The following is a 20,555-nucleotide window of genomic DNA, read 5'->3' on the forward strand; positions in this document are numbered from 1 at the left end:
AAATCCTTTTAGTAAATTGCATTAAATTAATAATTTTCGATATTTATATTATATTGCATAAAATTAAAAACGACTAGTTTAATAAAACCTATTATAAAAAGTTTAGTATCTATTAATAACTGTTATGTTTTATGTTATGTACTGATATTAAAAATTTTGATATACTAGACAAGCATTTTTTTTGCAATTTTTGTTTTGAAGTAGTAAGGAGAGTTTCTAATGAAGTTGAATTGGAAATTATTCGCACCGCTTGTAGTAGCTATTCTTGTATGGCTCATCGGTGCTCCTGAAGGCCTTAGCGCAAATTCTTGGATTTACGTAAGTATTTTCGCGGGCCTCGTGGTAGGTTTGATTTTAGAACCAATGCCACCAGCTTTTATCGGTATCATTGCAGTTACCGTATCTATGTTGTTTAAAGTAGGTCCTGCACCTGTTGTAGATAAAGCAACTGGTGTAGCAAAGGCGATTACTGATGCACAAGCTATCAGTTGGGGCCTCAGTGGTTTCTCTAATGCCATCGTATGGTTGATCTTTGCAGCTTTCATGATCGGTATTGGTTATGAAAACTCTGGTCTTGGCCGTCGTATTGCCTTGTTCTTGGTAGCAAAGCTTGGTAAGTCCTCTTTAGGTCTTGGTTATGCCATTGCTATTACTGACCTTGTGTTGGCTCCATTCATTCCAAGTAATGCGGCTCGTTCCGGTGGTACGATTTATCCAATCGTATCTAGTATTTGCCCAATGTTCGATTCCTATCCAGATAAGAACCCTCGTAAAATTGGTTCTTATTTGAACTGGGTAGCATTGGCAACTACATGTGTATCTAGCTCTATTTTCTTGACTGGCGCAGCGCCAAACCCATTGGCTCTAGAATTGTCTGCTAAATCTGGTATCGTAGCTGCTAACTGGGGCACATGGTTCCTTGCATTCTTGCCAGTAGGTCTTATTTTGTTCATCATCACACCATTATTGACCTATGTATTCTGCAAACCAGAGGTAAAAGGTTCCCCTGAAATTGCAGCATGGGCAAAAGATGAATACAAGAAATTAGGTTCTATGACACGTAGTGAAATCTTCATGGCCTTGATTTCTGTATTGGCTCTTGTACTATGGATTGGTGCTTCTACATTCAAAGTAAACCCAACTACAACGGCTTTAATTGTTATTATCTTGATGATTTTCACTAAGATTATGACATGGCAAGACTTCCTTGCTAACAAACCAGCATGGAATGTTTTGACTTGGTTCGCTACACTCGTGCCTATGGCTTCTGGTCTTAAGAACGTAGGCTTCTTAGAATGGCTTGCTAAATCTGCAGGTGGTTCTTTAGTTTCTTTAGATCCAACAATGGCTGTTCTAGGTTTATTGTTAGCATTCTGCTTGCTTCGTTACTTCTTTGCTTCTGGTACAGCGTATGTAACAGCTATGGTAGGCTTGTTTGCTACTCTAATTCTTCAAATTCCTGGTGTTGATCCAGCTCAAGTTATGTTGATTCTATTAGTACCAATGGGTATTATGGGTATCCTTACACCATATGGTACAGGTCACAGCCCAATCTGGTTTGCTAGTGGCTATAACAAAGGTCCTGAATTCTGGAAATTAGGCGCTATCTTTGGGATTATCTACCTCGCAATCTTTATTGTGGTGGGTATTCCATGGATTGAGTTCGTAATGCCACTTTTAGGATAATTAAATAGAGCCCCTCGTAGCATTCTGCTCGCTCTCCATTCCTTGCAAGTCGAGCTTACAGAACACTACGAGGGGCTTCCTTTATATCCGAAAATGGCATAACTCACTTCGGGAGGGCAAGTCGCTGGATAGACATATGGCGGCTTTTTCTATCATAAAATGGCAAAACTCCACAAAACTCGACAAATCTAAAAAAATAAATATAATAGTAGAGTGATAGTGAATTTCTTGTCTAGTTTCTGATGGAGGTGTTTATTATGTCTGCTTCAGAGCGTGTGGTACAGTCGATTTTGTATGAGGTTGGTTGTATTTTAATCGGTTGTTTGGTGATGTTGTTTGTTCCGCATGATGGACAGCCTTTTGTATTGATGGTTATTTTTTCCTTGCTAGCTATGGTTTGGAATTTTGTGTTTAACTGGATATTTGATAAACTAGTACCAGGTGATCGATTAGAGCGGGGTCCTGTAATTCGTACGATTCATGCAGTATTGTTTGAAGGTCTATTTATGTTCGCTACTGTACCAATTATTATGTACATGATGCATATGAGTTTTTGGATGGCTTTTGTGACAGATATAACGATGACATTGGTTATCTTAGGTTATACTTATGTTTATAATTGGGTATATGATCGGGCACGTCTATATTTTGTAGAGGCTTAGTTTTACTATATGAGGTAAGTACCTCTTAAAAATCTATATTGTATAGTAGGAGGTTCTTATGTCTACCAAATCTATTACGGGCACAGGCCTATTGTTGGCTGTAGCCTTATTGGCGCAAAGCTTGCGCCTTATTTTCCCATTTATTCCTAACCAGGTGAGTATGTTCCTCATCGGTTCCATCACGTCTGCTACGTTTGTACTAGCCACATGGCGCTATGGTTGGAAAAATGGTCTCGTTATCGCCTGGATTGCGCCTGTAGTAGCGCATTTACAAGGTATGTTGCCGTTGCCACCGTTTATTTTGATTACCGCCCTTGGCACGACTGCCTATGTATTTGTAGCCTATTGGTTACAACATAAACCGAAGGTATTGCTTATTGTTGTGGCGGCTTTAGTGAAAGCAGGTGTTCTATTCGGCGGATATTCTTTGTTCTTCTCTCTATTCCAATTTCCACCGAAGATTGTAAATACTATGTTGTTTGTGTCTAGTTGGCCGCAACTAGTGACGTCTTCTTTGGGCATTATCTTGGCATTGCTTATTACAAAACGTACAAAAAATTAGGCTAACTTAACCTAGAGTTATGGCAAGCCATTCAAAATAGATATGACTTTTTGGGGGCACTCATGGCGTATGAGTGCCCATTTTTGTTGACCTTAATCATTGTCTACTTTTATAATTAATATATTGTATACAAATATGAGGAGTTGAATGGAATGAAATTTAATACAAAATGCGTTCATGGCAGCGGTAAACCAGATAGCACTGGTGCAATTTCCCCTGCAATTTATATGTCTAGTACATTTTCCCATCCAAAGTTGGGTGATACAACAGGATATCAATATACACGTGAGTCTAATCCAACACGGGATCGTTTGGAACAATTGATTGCAGGTCTTGAAGATGGTAAGGATGCATTGGCATTCTCTTCCGGCATGGCCGCAGTGGACGCTGTATTCCATCTATTCTCCCCTGGGGATCACATCATTTTAGGTGATGATTTGTACGGTGGTTCTATCCGTATGTTCACAAATATTTACGAACAAAACGGCATTGAGTTCACCTATGTTGGTACATCCGATCTTGATGCGGTGAAAGCAGCTTTCAAACCAAATACAAAGGCTGTTTATATTGAAACTCCAACAAATCCGATGATGGAGATTACTGATATTCGTGCCTTGTGTACCTTAGCTCATGACCGCAATGCACTAGTCATTATCGACAATACATTCTTGAGCCCTTATTTCCAAAAACCATTGAACTTAGGTGCCGATATTGTCGTTCATAGTGGTACTAAATTCATCGGTGGTCATCATGACGTTATTTCTGGTTTCACCATTGTAAATGATGATGAATTGGCTGCGAAGTTGCGATTAACTTATAAAACGGTAGGTGCTTGCTTATCTGCTATGGATAGCTGGCTCGTTATCCGCGGTGTAAAAACATTGGCACTTCGCATGGAACAACACCAAAAGAATGCCATTGCTCTTGCTGATTGGCTCAAAAAACAACCTAAAGTTACAAAAGTATTGTTCCCAGGCCTTCCTGAACATCCAGGCTATGAAATCAATAAAGCTCAAACTACAGGCTTTGGCGGTATGTTGTCCTTCGAAGTAGATAGTGAAGAAACAGCTAAACAAATCTTAGAAGGTATTAAACTTATTCAATTTGCTGAAAGTCTTGGTGGTACTGAGTCCTTGTTGACATACCCTGTAACGCAAACTCATCCGGACTTAAAACCGGAAGATGCAGAGCGTAAAGGTATTACACGTCGCTTATTGCGCTTATCTGTAGGTATTGAAGATACAGAAGACTTGATTGCAGACTTGGAACAAGCTTTCAATAAATAAAGGAGTTCCTATGGGACAATATAATTTTGATCAAATTTTAGATAGAACTCACACAAAATCTTTGAAATACGATTTTGCTGTGAAGCGTGGTAAACCAGTGGATGTGTTGCCATTCTGGGTGGCAGACATGGACTTTGAGGTACCACCTGAGTTAAAGCAAATCTTATTGGATCGCGTTAATCATGGCGTATTTGGCTATACTGAATCCGATGATGAATACTTTGAAGTATTACAAAACTGGTTCACTACGCGCTTTAACTGGACGCCAGAACAAAAATGGCTCGTTAAAACACCTGGTATCGTCTTTGCCTTGGCTATGGCGGTTCGTGCTTTCACCAATGAAGGGGAAGGCGTACTTATCAATCAACCGGTATACTATCCATTTAGCATGGTTATCGATGATAATGACCGTCGCCTTATCAATGTGCCATTAATCAAAGGGGAAGAAAAATATACCATCGATTTTGAGGGTATAGAACGTGCTATCGTGGAGGAAAATGTAACATTATTCCTCTTGTGCAATCCGCATAATCCTGTAGGCCGCGTGTGGACTGAGGACGAGTTGAAACGTCTTGGCGACATTTGTATTAAACATAACGTACTCATCGTGAGCGACGAAATTCATGCTGACTTTGTTTGGAAAGGTCATACGCACAAGGTCTTTGCTGATCTTGGTGAAAGCTATGCAGAACACTGTATCGTATGTACAGCACCTAGTAAGACTTTCAACATTGCTGGCTTACAAGTAAGTAATATTTTCATTCCTAATGATTCCTTACGTCGTCGTTTTATCAAAGAAATCGACCGCGCTGGTTATAGCCAATTAAATACAATGGGTATTGTTGGCTGTGAAGGGGCCTATAAAGTAGGTGCACCTTGGCTCGACGAGTTGAAAGAGTACATTCAAGACAATATTCAATTCACTATTGATTATGTGGCAAAATATATGCCAAAAATTCACGTATATCGTCCGGAAGGGACATATCTCATGTGGCTAGATTGCTCTAAGTTGCCATTGAGCCCTAAGGAACGCGATGAATGGATTATCAATGAAGCTAAGTTGTGGCTTGATACTGGTTCCATGTTCGGTGTCGATGGGGAAGACTTTGAACGCATCAATGTAGCATGTCCTCGTAAAACATTAGAAGAAGGCCTTGAAGCTTGGCGTCGTGCCTACGAGGCTAGAGGCTTTTAATAATATTGGTTAGAATGTTTAGATTAGGTTATCAAATTGTTTAGTGTGTAGAGGTGATAGTATGCCTATTAAAGTAATAAAAAATTTACCGGCCATTACGAAATTAGCTCAAGAGAACATTTTCGTTATGGATACAGAACGGGCGGAGACTCAACAAATCCGACCTTTGCAAATATTGCTAGTCAATTTGATGCCTACTAAAGAAGTTACAGAAACTCAAATCTTGCGAGCTCTTAGTAACAGTCCGTTACAAGTTAATTTAACTCTTTTACATACTGCATCTCGTAAGGCTAAAAATACGGATGAGCAATATTTAGATACCTTCTACCGTACCTTTGATGAGGTGAAGGATGAATTCTTTGATGGCATGATTATTACCGGTGCTCCTGTAGAACTAATGCCTTTTGAAGAGGTTGATTACTGGGATGAGTTAGTAGAAATCATGAATTGGGGCGAAGAGCATGTATACTCTACGTTCTATATCTGCTGGGGGGCACAGGCTGGTTTGTACCACCATTTCGGTATTAATAAATCCGTTATGGATGAAAAGCTATTTGGTGTTTATGAGCATGATATTTACAATGATCGCCCAGTGCTCTTGCGTGGCTTTGATGAAAAATTCTGGATGCCACACTCCCGCCATACAACGGTTTCCTTAGAGCAAATTAAGGAGAACCGAGATTTAGAATTATTAGCAGGGTCTGAACCAACAGGTGCAGCCATTGTTCGTAGCTTAGACAATAAACATATCTTTGTATTTGGTCATGCTGAATACGATTGGGATACACTCAACCGAGAATACGTACGAGATATTGAAAAAGGCTTGGATATTGCAGTTCCTGAAAACTACTTCCCAGATGATGATCCAAAACAACGTCCCGTTGTACGTTGGCGTTCTGTAAGTACATTGTTGTTTACAAACTGGTTAAACTACTATGTATACCAAGAGACACCATACATTATTGAACAAATCCAAAAAATGAAATTTGAACGCGATAAAAATTTAGGTGCTTATATCTAAATTATTTTTAGTAGAAATACCCCTAATTACTTTTAATGGTCTCTATAGTGAGATTGTTTTAGACAAGTAATTAGGGGCTTTTTTATGTGTAGAAACTGCATATAGCTGTAATTGGCATCTTTCGGATTGTTGTTTTATGAGTAAATACATGCTTGCTATAGCTTAAAGTTATGGCTAACTGTATAAATTAATAGTAGACATAATTTTTAAAACATAGTAGTATACTAGGTATAAAGAACGAACTCAATTCACAGTTAATATAAAGGAGTTGTTATAATGAGCAAACAATACAGATTTGAAACATTACAATTACATGCGGGTCACACAGTAGATCCAACAGGTTCTCGTGCAGTACCTATTTACCAAACTACATCTTTCGTATTTAAAGATGCTGAAGAAGCAGCAGGCCGTTTTGCCTTAACTAATCCTGGTGGTATTTACTCCCGCCTTGGCAATCCTACTACAGATGTATTGGATGCTCGTGTTGCACAACTTGAAGGTGGTGCAGGTGGTATCGCTGTAGCATCTGGTTCCGCAGCGATTACATACTCCATCTTGAACGTGGCAAGCGCTGGCGATAACATCGTTGCTGCATCCACATTATACGGTGGTACTTATAACTTGTTTACAGCAACATTGCCACGTTTAGGAATCGAAACTAAATTCGTAAACCCTGATAATTTGGAAGAATTTGAAGCGGCTATCGATGAAAATACTAAAGCTGTTTACATCGAATCCATCGGTAACCCTGGTATTAACCTTATCGACGTACAAGCAGTAGCTGATATTGCACATAAACACAATATCATCTTGATCGTAGATAACACATTTGCATCTCCATACTTGTTCCGTCCATTAGAACATGGTGCTGACGTAGTTGTACACTCTGCTACTAAATACCTTGGTGGTCACGGTACAACATTGGCTGGCGTAGTAGTAGAATCTGGTAAATTCGACTATAAAGGCTCTGGTAAATACCCTGGCTTCTCCGAAGGTGACGAACACTACAATGGCTTAGTATATGGTGATTTGCCAATCCCATTCACTGTAAAAATTCGTGCTCAATTGCTTCGTGATACTGGCGCATGCATTACTCCACTTGCAGCATGGCAAATCTTGCAAGGCGTTGAAACATTGTCCTTGCGCGTAGAACGTCACGTAGAAAATGCTCGTAAAGTAGTAGATTTCTTGACTAAACATCCTAAAGTAGCATGGGTAAGCTACCCAGAATTAGAAGACAGCAAATACAAAGCTTTAGCAGATAAATACTTCCCTAAAGGTGTTGGTGCTGTATTTACATTCGGCGTAAAAGGTGGTAAAGAAGCAGGTATTAAACTTGTTGACTCCTTGGAAATCTTCTCCAACCTTGCTAACGTAGCAGATGCTAAATCTCTTGTTATTCATCCTGCATCTACAACACATGCACAACTTAACGAAGAACAACAAAAATCTGCTGGCGTAACACCAGATATGATCCGTGTATCCATCGGCCTTGAAAATATCGATGACATCATCGAAGACTTGGCACAAGCTTTGGATAAAGCATAATTTCTTACTTCCATTATGGAAATACTATAGATCAAACTTTCAGAACATACAAATGACATTCTTGAGCTCTGACCTCGCTTAAGAAATAGAACACAAACTATCAGACCTATAAAACTTATACAAAAGACCTCCCTCGTGGGAGGTCTTTTTGTGTTAAATATGTATTTTGATTAATTGTAAATTAGATTGTTGTGTTATGGTAGACATCTATAAATATATAGTAATATCTGGAGGATAAAAAAAAGACCTTGGATTCAACGATCCAAGGTCTTTTTAAGGGAGTATAGTGTGTGTAACATTCGGTCTGTGGTGTGTGAGCACAGACCATTTACCTATTGTGTGAGATAGGGTTTTGAGAGAGCCCAGTGTGAGTCATAGGGGGCTCTCTAAGTTTGTGTGTTAGTTTGTGTTAGAGAGCGTATCCAGTGGATACTGTGTGTATAGTATGTGTGTTATATGTGTAGTGTGTCATCTAAGTGGGTTAGGATAGGGTTCACTTGATGAATTAAAATCTTAGTATTTTGTGCTTTTTACTTTAGCGCTTAACACTTTACCGTTCATGCCGTCAACTTTTACTTCAGCTTTTTTGCCGCCGCCAGTTGTCATATCGAATTCGTATACAGCACGACCGTTTTCACGTTCAACAGTCCATTCCATAGTTTGGAAGTCAGAACCAACTTTTTCCATAGCTTTTGTTTCAGCTACTTCAGGGATGATGATGTTTTGAACGTTAATAGTTTTGTTAGCTTTAGCATAGCCTTTTACTTCTTTACCAACAATTTGGCCAGTAGCTTCGTCTACTTTGAGTTCTACTGCACGGTTGTTGTAGTAACCTTCTACTTCATAGTAAGGGTTGTGTTTAGCGTCGTAAGAAATAGATTTTACAGTAGCGCCAGGGAATTGTTGTTGGAATACTGTAACAGCGCCCATGTAATCAACAGAATAGTTAGTTTGAGCGGATGGAGCTACGCTACCAACGCCTTTCCAGTTGCTATTGTTGTTGTAAGCATGGTTGCTAGCTGCGCCAACTACACCTGCTAATAATACTGTACTAACGCCAAATGCACATAATACCTTTGATACTTTCTTAACATTTTTCATAATGAATGCCTCCTAATATAAGGTACTTTTATATACTGTTTTGTGAAAGTAGATTTTACTCAATCTACTTACGTATAATTTAATGTTGTTACATGAATATAAAATGAAATTTAAAGTTTTTTGTATGAAGATGAGTATATCTTTTAGTTATTATGAACGATTGATAATAACTATAATATATGGTCAAAAAAACAAAAACCTTGAAATCATTGTATATATAGTATTAGACTACATAGTAAACCAAAAGTCAATATACGTAGTTGACAATTAAAAATACAAGTGCTTTAATTTAGGTAGTTAGTAGTTTGTTGATGTGTTATCAATGGAGGTATACCATGAGTTCCACAGTATCGAAACAAGGTCGCATTACTACCCGTCAATTAACGATGACAGCACTCTTTGTAGCATTGATTGCCGTAGGTGCTTTTATACGGGTACCATTACCAAATTGTCCATTTACATTACAAATCTTATTTACTACCCTCGCAGGCATTGTGTTAGGTAGTCGATTAGGAGCCGCTAGTGTTGGCATTTATATTGTATTAGGATTAATTGGGGTACCGATTTTTACATCTGGTGGTGGTCCTGGTTACATTTTACAACCTACCTTTGGTTATTTAATTGGTTTTATGGTAGGTGCTTATGCAGTGGGCCGTATTGCAGAATCTATGGAAACATTGTCCTTTAAACGATTATTAGCAGGATCCATATTAAATCTATTTATCGTGTATGGCCTTGGTATGATTTATTTATACTTCATTATGAATTTGTACTTAGGTAAACCAATTGGGGTTGAGGCTGTTATTATTACATGCTTCTTGATTCCCGTAGGCCCAGACATCTTCCTTTGTGCCGTTGCGGCATCTCTTGGCAAACGAATTGTTAAAGAGTTACATAGATAATATAGTTCATATATAATATAGTTCATATATAATATAGTCCTTATATAATACTATTATATGTTTACTAAATATGTTTGCTAAATATATGTTTATTAAAACCGAGGCGTTATGCCTCGGTTTTTTGTTTATAGATTTATTTAAGTCTCTTTAAGGCTATTGATTTAAGATTATTTGTTTAAGGATATACATAACCTAAAATAGGTTCTGCTGATTTTATTTTTGTAATTTCTACGTATGGTTGTTGACGACCGTGGAAATCTCGTGTAGATACTTTACCTTCGATAGATACCCATTGTTCATTGGCTAAACTATCGCCATCTGCTTTATGGGCGGTCATGCCAATCGGTGCCACGTCAGCGATACAGCAGGACATAGCCATACGAGAAATAGTAAACTCATTAGATTTTAGCGTGTTATCATCGCGGTTTACATAGCCTGTCATATATACTGTGTAGTCTTTGTATTGGTCTATATTAGATCCAACCTTTACGATAGTTTGATAGAAATTATCTGAATTTAACACAATTTCTTTTTTGTCTTTAGAAATGCCAGGCTCTTTGCTTTCACTATTAACAGTAATAACCTCGCCGATAGCATCGTTTGTGAAATCAAAGTTGTTTGTATCGTCATTGATGCGTGCTGCGCCTTGAACACCAGTTGTAGGCACTAGGACAGGCGGCACGATGAGCAAGACTACGGGAATAATGATAGGTACGATAGAGCGCCAGTTGTGTTTATAATAGCGCGATGGAGCCCAAATAACCGTAGCTAATCCACCTAGTATGAGAGCTATACTGCTAATACCTAGTAGCAGTTCATATCGTGGTGCGATATAGTTCAAATAACGACCTGTTACGATTAGGTATACACAGCAGATACCTAAGATGAGGTAGAGTAAACCTTTCACAATGGAAAAGCGATCTTTCAGTCCTAATTTCATAGAATCATCTCCTTTTATATTCATGAAGAACTGAAATAGTAATGACTAAACATTAGCTCAAAAAGAATTGAAAACCTAATGCTGCTAAATAGGATATAACAACGATTGTTAAGCCTAGACGAAGAATAAATGATGTAGGCATATATTGTTTTAAAATATATACGTTTTTTATATCCAGCATAGGTCCTAAGATGAGGAAACCCATGACTGAGCTCATAGGGAACAGGGTGCTCAAGGATTTGCCTATAATAGCATCTGATGTAGAGCAAACAGAGAAGAAGAACGCCAATATTAGCAGAATTGGAATAGCCCACACGTCAGGTAATGTGATACCAGCGTTGATGAGCCAAGGCTTCCCATACACTTGAACTACGGATAGTACACAAGCTGCAATAGAGAAATAGAATAAGAGCTGGGAGAACTCTTTTTCCATATGAATTAGTAATCTTCCTTTATTGATATGTTTACTTTTCGATGCTTCTAATACGATTTCTTCATAACTTAGGTTCTGTGCCGTTTTAGCTTTCATCATAGACGTAGATGGTGGTATAAAACGGAATGATAAGGCTACCAATAAAGCTACGCCAAGGCCAAGTATGATACGCCATACGGAGATCATTGGATTATCTGGAAAGGCATACCAGGTGGATAGAATGGTAATCGGATTGATGATAGGGCTGGCAAGCATAAATAGGAGGGCCACAGATAATGGTACACCTCTATCTGTAAGTGCTTTAAATAATGGAATAATAGCACAGTCGCAAACTGGCAATGCTAAACCGCTAACCATGGCTGCACCATAGCTTTTCCAAGAATGATTCCCTAATAGTTTTAGCAGTATTCGTTGAGGTACGAAATATCGAATTACTGTTGATCCAATGGTTCCTAATAATAGGAACGGGATAGCCTCGATAATGAGCCCTGTAATGATGGCAAAGCATTGGTGAATGGAGTAAGGAATATCATGACGGAATGCAGTGACTAATAGTATGTAGGCGGTAATGCTGATAACTAATAGATTTGGTATGAGTCCCCACGTAGAATTGCGGCATAATTCTGCTACCTTTTCTGGCGTTGGGGCTGTTACAATCTTGGCGTCACTGTTATAGGTCCGTAATAAGGCATGATGTGTATTGGTTTCTGTGATGATGCAATCCGCACTATATAATTGGCTTGTGACATCATTACCTAAACCAGGCAAAATGGATGCGACGAATTGGTCTGTACAAATATATAATACCTTTTCGATTTGTAATAGATGGCGTAGCTTATCACTATATAGCAAGGCTTCTAGTTGGTGAAAGCTGATCATACCGTTCCATTCAATCCATATTTCTTTAGGCTTTACTTTATCGATATAGCTTGCGATTTCATTAGCTATAGAACTATAGGTATCAGGTTCATTAGGCTTAATTGCACTAAGCCTATCAGGATTGAGTTGTAATCCTTCTTTGATGAGCGGTACAGAACCTTCTTCGGCGCTGATACATGCTGTACCACCAAGCTTTTTACGATGTTGTAGTTGTTCATTTATGAAAGTACTTTTACCAGAACCGATGAATCCGGTAACGATATAAACAGGTATCATGATTGACACACTTCGTTATGTACCATTGGTACATTAAAATCTGTGCCAATAACGACTAAGCTATAGTCAGTGGACTCACTAGGGAATAGGGAACAGTAATGGGTACCGTATTGTAACTCATGAGGCCCTTCAGTGGTCGGTACAATACCTTTAGCACGGAGTACTGTATCAGGCATACCTTCTAAGATGGTTTTCCATTGAATTAATGTGAGTGTGCGCAAGTCCTTAAATGTATGGCTCATAAATAGATGCTCATCATGTAAGGAATTGTCGTCATGACAATGGTAGAGGCGTTTGATATAGTCTCGTAACGCAATGGTACTCCATGCTTCTTCGTGAATTGGAGTATTTGGTGCTAACTCGTGAATCATACGTTTTGTAATGCTTGTTTGTTGGATGTCTTCGGTATGACTTAAGAAGATAGCATCACTATTTGTGATTTGATCTTTAAAGAAGAGACCAAAGTTTTTAATAAACATAGGTGCTTGCATGGCATCTACAGTGGTTACCGATGCATGAACATAGGCGGATTTTGCAATCTCTTCATCCTCACAGGTATGGATGATTTCGCTCAATTTGCTGACCCCAGATGGTTCGATATAGATGATATCTACATCGTAATTTTGAAGAATATCGAGCAGTGCTTGTTGGAAGTTCCCTTGCAAGCTACAGCAAATACAGCCAGATGTAACTTCACGAATGGTAGCCCCTGTTTTTGCAAGATTTGCTGCATCGAGGCTGGTTTCACCAAAATCATTTTCTATAATTAAAATTTTATCTGTAGATTTATGTTCTTTTAGTATGTGTTGTAAAAATGTTGTTTTTCCAGACCCTAGAAATCCGGATATGATAACAATAGGGATCATACGTACCTCCTGAGTAATGTAAACACAGTATACACCTATAGGATAACACAGAAAATACACCCTAGGGTATATGCATAGTTATGAAAGTACTATTTTTCTTAAAATTCTCATTAAATATATTGGTTATATACCTTATATGAGTATAGTGACAGATGTATTTAATATTCATAATTAATTGTGGAAAGTATTGTATATATCGATTTACGTATATATGAAGAGATACTCCTCTATGAATAAATATTAATTTTAAATTTTGGGAGAAGAATATAAAAAAATCCCTCCTATAGAAGACTCAGTCGAGGGAGAGTTGACTGAACTCCTTATAGGAGGGTGAGAAGAGAATTCGTTATATAAATCTCTAGTTAGATTACCTTTAGTATACCAAATTATACATAAAGTATATAGTCATTATTTACTGTTTTATGTTTATTGTAACTTAGCTAATAAAGCTTTTAGATATACATATACATTTTCAACAGATGGTAAATGAACGCGTTCCATTGGTGTATGTGGGCTTACGATAGTAGGACCAAAGCTGATCATTTGGGTGTTTGGTAGTACCCCTTTTAACAAGCCACATTCGAGACCTGCATGAATGGCGTTGACATTAGCTGGTGTATCAAACATTTCGTTATGTAAGGAAATAGCTTGTTCTTCAAGTTTAGAGCCTTTATCGTATTCCCATGCAGGATAACCGCCAGTGCGTTCTGCAGATACGCCTAGAGTTTTCGCAAGTAACATCATTTTCTTAGCTAAGAATTCAAGGCTGTTACTGTTAGAACTACGGATGGAAATGAGAATCTCAATAGTGTGTTCATTTTCGCGTACGATTGCGATATTGTCAGACGTTTCTACAAGATTTGGGATAGATTTGCTTACAGAATGAACACCATCTTGTGCAAGATAGATGTAAGTAATAAGGGCTTCTGTAGTGTCATCTGCATATACTACATCAGGAGTAGCAATATCTTCTACAACGAATTTAAGACCTGGATCTTGAATTCCATACTCGTGAAAATATTGTTTTTCTTGATAGGCAACTAATGTTTTGATTGCCTCTACATCTTCAGCGCGTACGGATAATGTAGCTACTGCTTTAGAAGGAATGGCATTATGTTTTACACCACCTTCAAAAGATGCTAAGCATACAGGATATTGTTGTTGAATATCATAGAGTACACGTGTTAATACTTGGTTAGCATTTGCACGTTGTTCGCAGATTTCAATGCCGGAGTGACCGCCTTTAAGACCTGTTACGGTAAGGGATAAGCCTGCATCATAGCCGGGTTGGTTGTTTTCACGCAATAAAGGAATATTTACGTGAACGTGACAACCGCCAGCACAGCTAACAGTAAAATCGTGTTCTACTTCTGTATCGAGGTTGAGTAAGTAATCACCACTTACTTGGCCTTCTTTTACAGCAAAGGCGCCGTCCATACCAGTTTCTTCGTTTGTTGTGAACAATAATTGCATAGGACCATGTTGTTGGCTATCATCTTCTAAGATGGCAAGCATCATAGCACCACCCATGCCGTTATCTGCACCTAGTGTGGTGTGGTCTGCATGCATCCATTCGCCTTCGATGATGTTGGCGATTGGGTCTTTAGAGAAGTCGTGATTAGAGTCGTGATCACGAACACATACCATGTCGATATGACCTTGTAAGATTACAGAAGGATGATTTTCATAACCTGGGGATGCAGGTTTTTTGATAACTACATTATATTGATCGTCTTGATGAACTTCTAAACCTAAGTTTTTGGCAAAGTTTACGATATAATCGCTAATGCCTTTTTCGTTACCAGATTCACGAGGAATTTGGCTCATTTCTTTAAAAATTTCTAATACGCGTTTTGCTTGAACGATTGATTCCATAATGGTTCCTTTCATTCTGATGTAATAATAGATATATATGTTGGTTGATTATACTGAATACGTAGTAATTTTATTAGTATACGAATTTAATGCCAATAATTGTATTTATTTCAGTGATAACTTTCACCGACATATATATGGAATATATAAATAATTAGTATATATATAGTTATATCACAAGAATGATTATTAGGATAGTTAATGCAAGCATTAGTACATGTAGATACTAGCTATATAGGAATAATAATGTATAATGAGGTTATACGATTAACGATTTTACAAATCCATTAGATTTTAGAAGGTTGGTGAACCAATGCAACACGACAGTCGCAATATTAGTATGCTTATGGATTTTTATGAGATGACCATGGCACACGGCTATTTTACGCAACATGAAAACACGGATCGCGTCGCGTTTGATGTATTCTTTAGACGCAATCCAGACAAGGGTGGCTTTGCCATTTTTGGTGGTCTTGAACAAATCGTTGAGTACATTTTGAATTTACACTTTGATGAACGTGATATTGATTTTTTACGGGCTCAAGGTATCTTTAGTGAGGAGTTTTTAAACTATCTAAAAGATTTCTCATTCACTGGTGATGTATATGCATTCCCAGAGGGTTCCATTATTTATCCCAATGAACCGGTTATAACTATCGTAGCGCCTCTCATAGATGCACAAATCGTAGAGACTGCAGTGCTAACTATGATGAACCATCAGTCCCTTATCGCTACAAAGGCAAATCGTATTGTACGCGCCGCAGATGGTCGTATTGTAGCCGATTTTGGTGCCCGTCGAGCTCACAATGTGGATGCCGCTGTATATGGTGCGAGAGCAGCCTACATCGGTGGGGTACAGTCTACGGCAACCGTTTTAGCGGGCCAACAATTTGGTATTCCTGTGAGCGGTACGATGGCTCATAGTTGGGTTATGTATCATGATTCTGAATATGAAGCTTTTAAAGCTTATGCTGAAGTCTATCCAGATGGAGCTGTATTCCTCGTTGATACCTATGACGTTTTGAACTCTGGTGTACCTAATGCAATCAAAGTAGCTAAAGATGTATTAGAACCTATGGGGAAACGTTTGAAAGGGATTCGTCTTGATTCTGGTGACCTTGCGTACTTAGCTAAAAAAGCACGTCGCATGCTCGATAAAGCAGGATTAGAAGATTGTAAAATTATGGCTTCCAACAGTCTCGATGAATATACAATCACATCTTTGTTAATTCAAGGTGGTCCTATCGATATCTTCGGGGTAGGTGAAAGACTGATTACCTCCAAGAGTGACCCTGTATTTGGGGCAGTTTACAAGATTGCTGGGGTTGAAAAAAATGGTGTGTGGGAGCCTCGGATTAAGATTTCAGAATCTGTTGAAAAGATTACGAACCCAGGATTTAAAAAGGTGTATCGCGTGTACAATGAGAAAGGTCGCGCCATTGCAGACTTATTAACATTGTTAGAAGAGGTACCAGATACAACCGAACCATATCGTTATATTGATCCAGAACAACCGTGGCGTGAATTGTACTTTGAAAACTGTACTTTCAAAGAAATGAAACAACTCATTATTAAGGATGGAAAATTACTAGTAGAATTACCAACTTTAGATGAGCTTCGTCAATATGTTAAAGACCAATTGGAAACTGAAATTTGGCTTGAAGAGCAACGTTTTGAAAATCCACATCGTCATTACCTTGATATGAGTCCAGGATACTATCAAATGAAAATGGATTTATTAAATCGTATTTTCCGAAAGAAATAGGAGGGCTTATGTTAGACAATCCACAAGCTACAAAAGAGGCTCTCATTCAATGGATTCAAGATTATTTTAGTCAAAATGGGCCTAGTTGTAGCGCTGTAGTAGGTATTTCAGGTGGTAAGGATTCCACAATTGTGGCGGCCCTTTGTAAAGAAGCCCTCGGGTCAGAACGCGTAGTGGGAGTGCTCATGCCAAACGGTGTTCAATCTGATATCGATGATGCTAAGGCCGTTGTCAATCACTTGGGTATTCCTCATATTATTGTGAACATAGGGGCTGCGTATACAGCCTTAACAAATGCCATCATTCAAGGCGAAGGTTATGAAGCTGTTACCGGTAGAGCTGATATATCTAAGGATGCAGCTATTAATACGCCACCACGACTTCGCATGGCAACCTTATATGCTGTTGGTCAAAACTTACCGAATGGGGCGCGTGTAGCCAATACATGTAACGGCTCTGAAGATTATGTAGGGTACTCTACAAAATATGGCGATAGTGCAGGGGATTTTAGTCCACTCGCCAATCTTGTTGTAGAAGAGGTACGTCAAATTGGTCGACTCCTAGATATTCCTAAATATCTTGTAGATAAAACGCCTAGTGATGGTCTCAGTGGTCAATCTGATGAAGATAAATTAGGATTTACCTATGCTGTATTAGATCGATATATTAGAACTGGAGAGATAGAAAATCTTGAAACGAAAGAACGTATTGATTATTTAAATCGTATTAATAAGCATAAATTAGAATTGATGCCGTCCTTTCACCCACAATGTTGAGAGAGGACTTGTTTTTACTAGTCTAATTCATGCTAATGTTGATTAACCAAAGATTTACTATTTCTTATGTATTTTATGATGGAGGTAATATGGAGACAAAAATTGCGTTGATTGGTACGGGTGGTACAATTGCTGGACAAGGCGCATCCGATACAGATTTGACGGGCTATACTGCAGGTGTACTAGGCCTCGATGAAATTTTAGACTCCGTACCAGGCACAGAACCATATGGTCTATATACATATACTCAGTTTAGTAATATTGAAAGTTCCGATATTACTGTCCAGCATTGGTTGGATTTATCTAAGTTAGTACAAGAATTAGTAAATCAAGAGGATATAGGCGGGGTTGTTATTACTCATGGAACAGATAGCATGGAGGAGACAGCTTATTTTCTTAATCTTACTGTTCGTACAGATAAACCTATCGTTATTACTGGCTCGATGAGACCTGCTGGGGCAATTAGTGCAGATGGTCCTATTAATTTATTACAAGCGATTCAAGTGGCAAGAACACCTGCATCTGTAGGTAAAGGTGTTCTTGTTGTTCTAAATGGCTATGTTGATGGGGCGCGTGATGTGTCCAAAGGGAATACAACTAATGTGGCTACCTTTGACAGTCCATTAGTAGGGCATCTTGGTATCGTCCAGGATGGTGTAGCTCATTATTATAAAGCCTCTACTCGTCGTCATACGAAAGAATCCATCTTTGATGTACATGACTTAACGGAATTGCCTCGTGTAGTTATTTTGACTTGCTATGGTGGTATGGATGACATGGTGCCAATGAGTGTAGTTGCCACTAATCCTGATGGGCTCATCTTGACTGGATTGGGTCATGGTACAATTCCTCAAAATGTACGTCAAATAACACAAAATACAGCATTCCCAACTGTACGTGCTTCTCGTACAGGGAGTGGCATGGTATCAGCTGTACCACAAGATGCACTAGCAGGCTATCTCGTAAGTGATACATTGAGTCCACAAAAAGCTCGTATTTTATTGATGCTGGGGCTTACAAAAACTAAAAATCTTAAAAAGTTACAACAGTTCTTCTATGAATATTAATTAGAAAATAAAAAAGATTTGAGAAAAACTCTCAAATATTAATTTGATATTCATTTTCAAGTATTATACTATGTGTAACAGTTTTATATGCAATGAACCGCACATCACGATCGCTTAGGATGTGCGGTTTTTTATTATTGTCTTTAGACTGGTTCGCGACGTAGTCGCGAATCATTAAACCACCCGCTATGCGGGTGCGGCAACGAAAGTTATACAAAAAAATCACCTTGCTTAAGTATAATGTAGGTGTTCAAGCTGCATTATATGCAAAAGAAAGGTGATTTTATATGGCAACAAAGACACAGAGCCTTGCGCACACAAAATGGTTATGCAAATACCACATAGTATTTACACCTAAGTATAGACGTAAAGTTATATATAATCAATACAGAAATAGTTTACGTGAAATACTGAGACGTTTATGCGAATATAAGGGCGTCAAGATTATAGAGGGGGAGCTTATGGCCGATCATGTGCATATGCTAGTATTAATCCCACCTAAAATATCAGTTTCATCTTTTATGGGATATTTAAAGGGGAAAAGTGCACTAATGATGTTCGATAAACACGCAAACTTAAAGTATAAATTTGGAAATAGGCACTTTGGGTCCGAGGGTTATTATGTTAGTACAGTAGGTTTAAATGAGGCTACCGTAAAGAAGTATATACGTGAGCAAGAGTTACATGACCAAATGAAAGATAAACTTAGTGTAAAAGAATATGAGGACCCTTTTAAGGGTAGCAAGTAATACATATCCCCTTTAAGGGGAATGTTACGAGTCAATGGCTATGCGGCTTGAACGCAGTGAAAGCCAGCGCCTTTAGACGCTGGCCTAGTACTACGGGCTTATAGCCCGTGAGCAAACCACCCGTTTTACGGGTGGTTCTGATTTCGCCTAGGATGCGTATTTTTTATTCGGCGCCAATAGCATTTTCTAAGGCTCGTTGTATACCTATATAAACAGCCTTAGCCAATGTATCCCCGAATAGGGAGAAGGAGCCTGCATCTGTTAACACATCACCATTGGTATCGATAGTGAGAACCACACCATCTGTAGAGGTACCGGTAGCAGAAGTCTTGCGTTCTTTTGTAATTGCTTCAGGAATATCTTCGTTGATAAATGGATAGAGGCGTACACTTTCAACACCCCAATCTTGGAGGGCTGCGGTTTTAGCCTCCGTAATTGTCATGATGGCTTTCACCATGGCACTATCTGTTAATGCCTTGTTTGTAAAGACAAGAATATTAATGGTACCAGGTACTATGAAACTACCATCTCGCTCCTCGTAGCAATAGCCTGTTCCTGCACGATGGGCTGTTTTTTCATAGCCTGCAGTAACGATGGTCTCCACAATCGTATCGTGTTCTTCAACCTTAGCGTACGCGTGAAGGTTCATTGTAGCAGACGTAAGAAGCGCTGTACTAAAATGAACAGGTGTATCGATGTGTTCAAACTCTTGTGCTAAATAATTTGCTACAGAGCCGCCAGGCAAATCTTTTTCTGTTTCAATTTGATACGTCAGTTGCTGATTTCGTACGGCCAAAGTATGGTGATATCCGCCATTGAGTTGACCACTAGATAAGGAATAATGGATGTCATCAAAGTGTACGGTAACGGAATTTAACTCTTTTGTTACATGACCTCCTGTTGCAAGCTCTTGTGGTGCTTCATATGGATTGTTAAACATATAAGTCTCCCTAGGTTTAGATTGTT

The 20,555-nt window shown here is 38.6% G+C and carries 18 protein-coding genes; 12 read left to right on the top strand and 6 right to left on the bottom strand.

Annotated features, from left to right (window positions below; all coding sequences use genetic code 11):
* The first annotated feature begins 219 nt into the window (after nt 1-219).
* From VRHSUH10_RS07800 to VRHSUH10_RS07830, 7 genes are all read left to right on the top strand, one after another.
* Nucleotides 220-1,686, top strand: coding sequence for a DASS family sodium-coupled anion symporter (locus tag VRHSUH10_RS07800; protein WP_105090113.1), 1,467 nt, complete (start codon nt 220-222; stop codon nt 1,684-1,686).
* A gap of 257 nt (nt 1,687-1,943) precedes the next feature.
* Entirely contained in the window at nt 1,944-2,348 is a 405-nt protein-coding gene (locus VRHSUH10_RS07805; RefSeq protein WP_039969553.1) for a PACE efflux transporter, read from the top strand.
* A gap of 58 nt (nt 2,349-2,406) precedes the next feature.
* A complete protein-coding gene (locus tag VRHSUH10_RS07810) occupies nt 2,407-2,910 on the top strand; it encodes a hypothetical protein (RefSeq protein ID WP_024066506.1) in 504 nt (167 codons plus the stop codon).
* A 152-nt stretch (nt 2,911-3,062) separates the two neighbouring features.
* Nucleotides 3,063-4,196, top strand: a complete 1,134-nt coding sequence (locus VRHSUH10_RS07815; protein WP_105090114.1) for a PLP-dependent aspartate aminotransferase family protein — start codon at nt 3,063-3,065, stop codon at nt 4,194-4,196.
* A 10-nt stretch (nt 4,197-4,206) separates the two neighbouring features.
* On the top strand, nt 4,207-5,391 hold the full coding sequence (locus VRHSUH10_RS07820) for a MalY/PatB family protein (protein WP_105090115.1): 1,185 nt from the start codon (nt 4,207-4,209) through the stop codon (nt 5,389-5,391).
* A gap of 61 nt (nt 5,392-5,452) precedes the next feature.
* On the top strand, nt 5,453-6,412 hold the full coding sequence (metA, locus tag VRHSUH10_RS07825) for a homoserine O-succinyltransferase (protein WP_105090116.1): 960 nt from the start codon (nt 5,453-5,455) through the stop codon (nt 6,410-6,412).
* 276 nt (nt 6,413-6,688) lie between these two features.
* Nucleotides 6,689-7,960: an O-acetylhomoserine aminocarboxypropyltransferase/cysteine synthase family protein gene (locus tag VRHSUH10_RS07830; protein WP_105090117.1), complete on the top strand. Its 1,272-nt coding sequence runs from the start codon at nt 6,689-6,691 to the stop codon at nt 7,958-7,960.
* Nucleotides 7,961-8,473: 513 nt separating this feature from the next.
* On the opposite strand, the gene VRHSUH10_RS07835 is transcribed toward VRHSUH10_RS07830, so the two are convergent.
* Nucleotides 8,474-9,061, bottom strand: a complete 588-nt coding sequence (locus VRHSUH10_RS07835; RefSeq protein ID WP_105090118.1) for a PepSY domain-containing protein — start codon at nt 9,059-9,061, stop codon at nt 8,474-8,476.
* Between the two features lie 335 nt (nt 9,062-9,396).
* Between VRHSUH10_RS07835 and VRHSUH10_RS07840 the strand changes: the two genes are divergently transcribed.
* Nucleotides 9,397-9,963 carry a biotin transporter BioY gene (locus tag VRHSUH10_RS07840; RefSeq protein WP_024066798.1) on the top strand — a complete coding sequence of 189 codons (567 nt, stop codon included), beginning with the start codon at nt 9,397-9,399 and terminating at the stop codon, nt 9,961-9,963.
* 175 nt (nt 9,964-10,138) lie between these two features.
* Here the strand turns inward: VRHSUH10_RS07840 and VRHSUH10_RS07845 are convergent, their stop codons facing one another.
* The 4 genes from VRHSUH10_RS07845 to VRHSUH10_RS07860 form a co-directional block, all read right to left on the bottom strand.
* Entirely contained in the window at nt 10,139-10,903 is a 765-nt protein-coding gene (locus VRHSUH10_RS07845) for a TIGR03943 family protein (protein ID WP_105090119.1), read from the bottom strand.
* Between the two features lie 52 nt (nt 10,904-10,955).
* Nucleotides 10,956-12,491 (bottom strand): permease, encoded by a 1,536-nt coding sequence (locus tag VRHSUH10_RS07850; protein WP_105090120.1) that lies wholly within the window; start codon nt 12,489-12,491, stop codon nt 10,956-10,958.
* Nucleotides 12,488-13,357 (bottom strand): GTP-binding protein, encoded by an 870-nt coding sequence (locus VRHSUH10_RS07855; protein WP_105090121.1) that lies wholly within the window; start codon nt 13,355-13,357, stop codon nt 12,488-12,490. The genes VRHSUH10_RS07850 and VRHSUH10_RS07855 overlap by 4 nt, the downstream gene beginning before the upstream one ends.
* 426 nt (nt 13,358-13,783) lie before the next feature.
* Complete coding sequence (locus tag VRHSUH10_RS07860) at nt 13,784-15,232, bottom strand: aminoacyl-histidine dipeptidase (RefSeq protein WP_105090122.1); 1,449 nt, start codon at nt 15,230-15,232, stop codon at nt 13,784-13,786.
* Between the two features lie 313 nt (nt 15,233-15,545).
* Between VRHSUH10_RS07860 and VRHSUH10_RS07865 the strand changes: the two genes are divergently transcribed.
* From VRHSUH10_RS07865 to tnpA, 4 genes are all read left to right on the top strand, one after another.
* A complete protein-coding gene (locus tag VRHSUH10_RS07865) occupies nt 15,546-16,997 on the top strand; it encodes a nicotinate phosphoribosyltransferase (RefSeq protein WP_105090123.1) in 1,452 nt (483 codons plus the stop codon).
* An 8-nt stretch (nt 16,998-17,005) separates the two neighbouring features.
* Nucleotides 17,006-17,773: an NAD(+) synthase gene (nadE, locus tag VRHSUH10_RS07870; protein ID WP_105090124.1), complete on the top strand. Its 768-nt coding sequence runs from the start codon at nt 17,006-17,008 to the stop codon at nt 17,771-17,773.
* Between the two features lie 89 nt (nt 17,774-17,862).
* Entirely contained in the window at nt 17,863-18,840 is a 978-nt protein-coding gene (locus VRHSUH10_RS07875) for an asparaginase (protein ID WP_105090125.1), read from the top strand.
* 287 nt (nt 18,841-19,127) lie between these two features.
* Entirely contained in the window at nt 19,128-19,589 is a 462-nt protein-coding gene (tnpA, locus tag VRHSUH10_RS07880; protein ID WP_105089269.1) for an IS200/IS605 family transposase, read from the top strand.
* Between the two features lie 163 nt (nt 19,590-19,752).
* Here the strand turns inward: tnpA and VRHSUH10_RS07885 are convergent, their stop codons facing one another.
* Nucleotides 19,753-20,529, bottom strand: coding sequence for an adenosylcobinamide amidohydrolase (locus VRHSUH10_RS07885; RefSeq protein ID WP_105085200.1), 777 nt, complete (start codon nt 20,527-20,529; stop codon nt 19,753-19,755).
* Nucleotides 20,530-20,555 lie beyond the last annotated feature (26 nt).

It is taken from the genome of Veillonella sp. T11011-6 (genome assembly GCF_002959755.1).
In the GTDB taxonomy this organism is placed as follows: domain Bacteria; phylum Bacillota; class Negativicutes; order Veillonellales; family Veillonellaceae; genus Veillonella.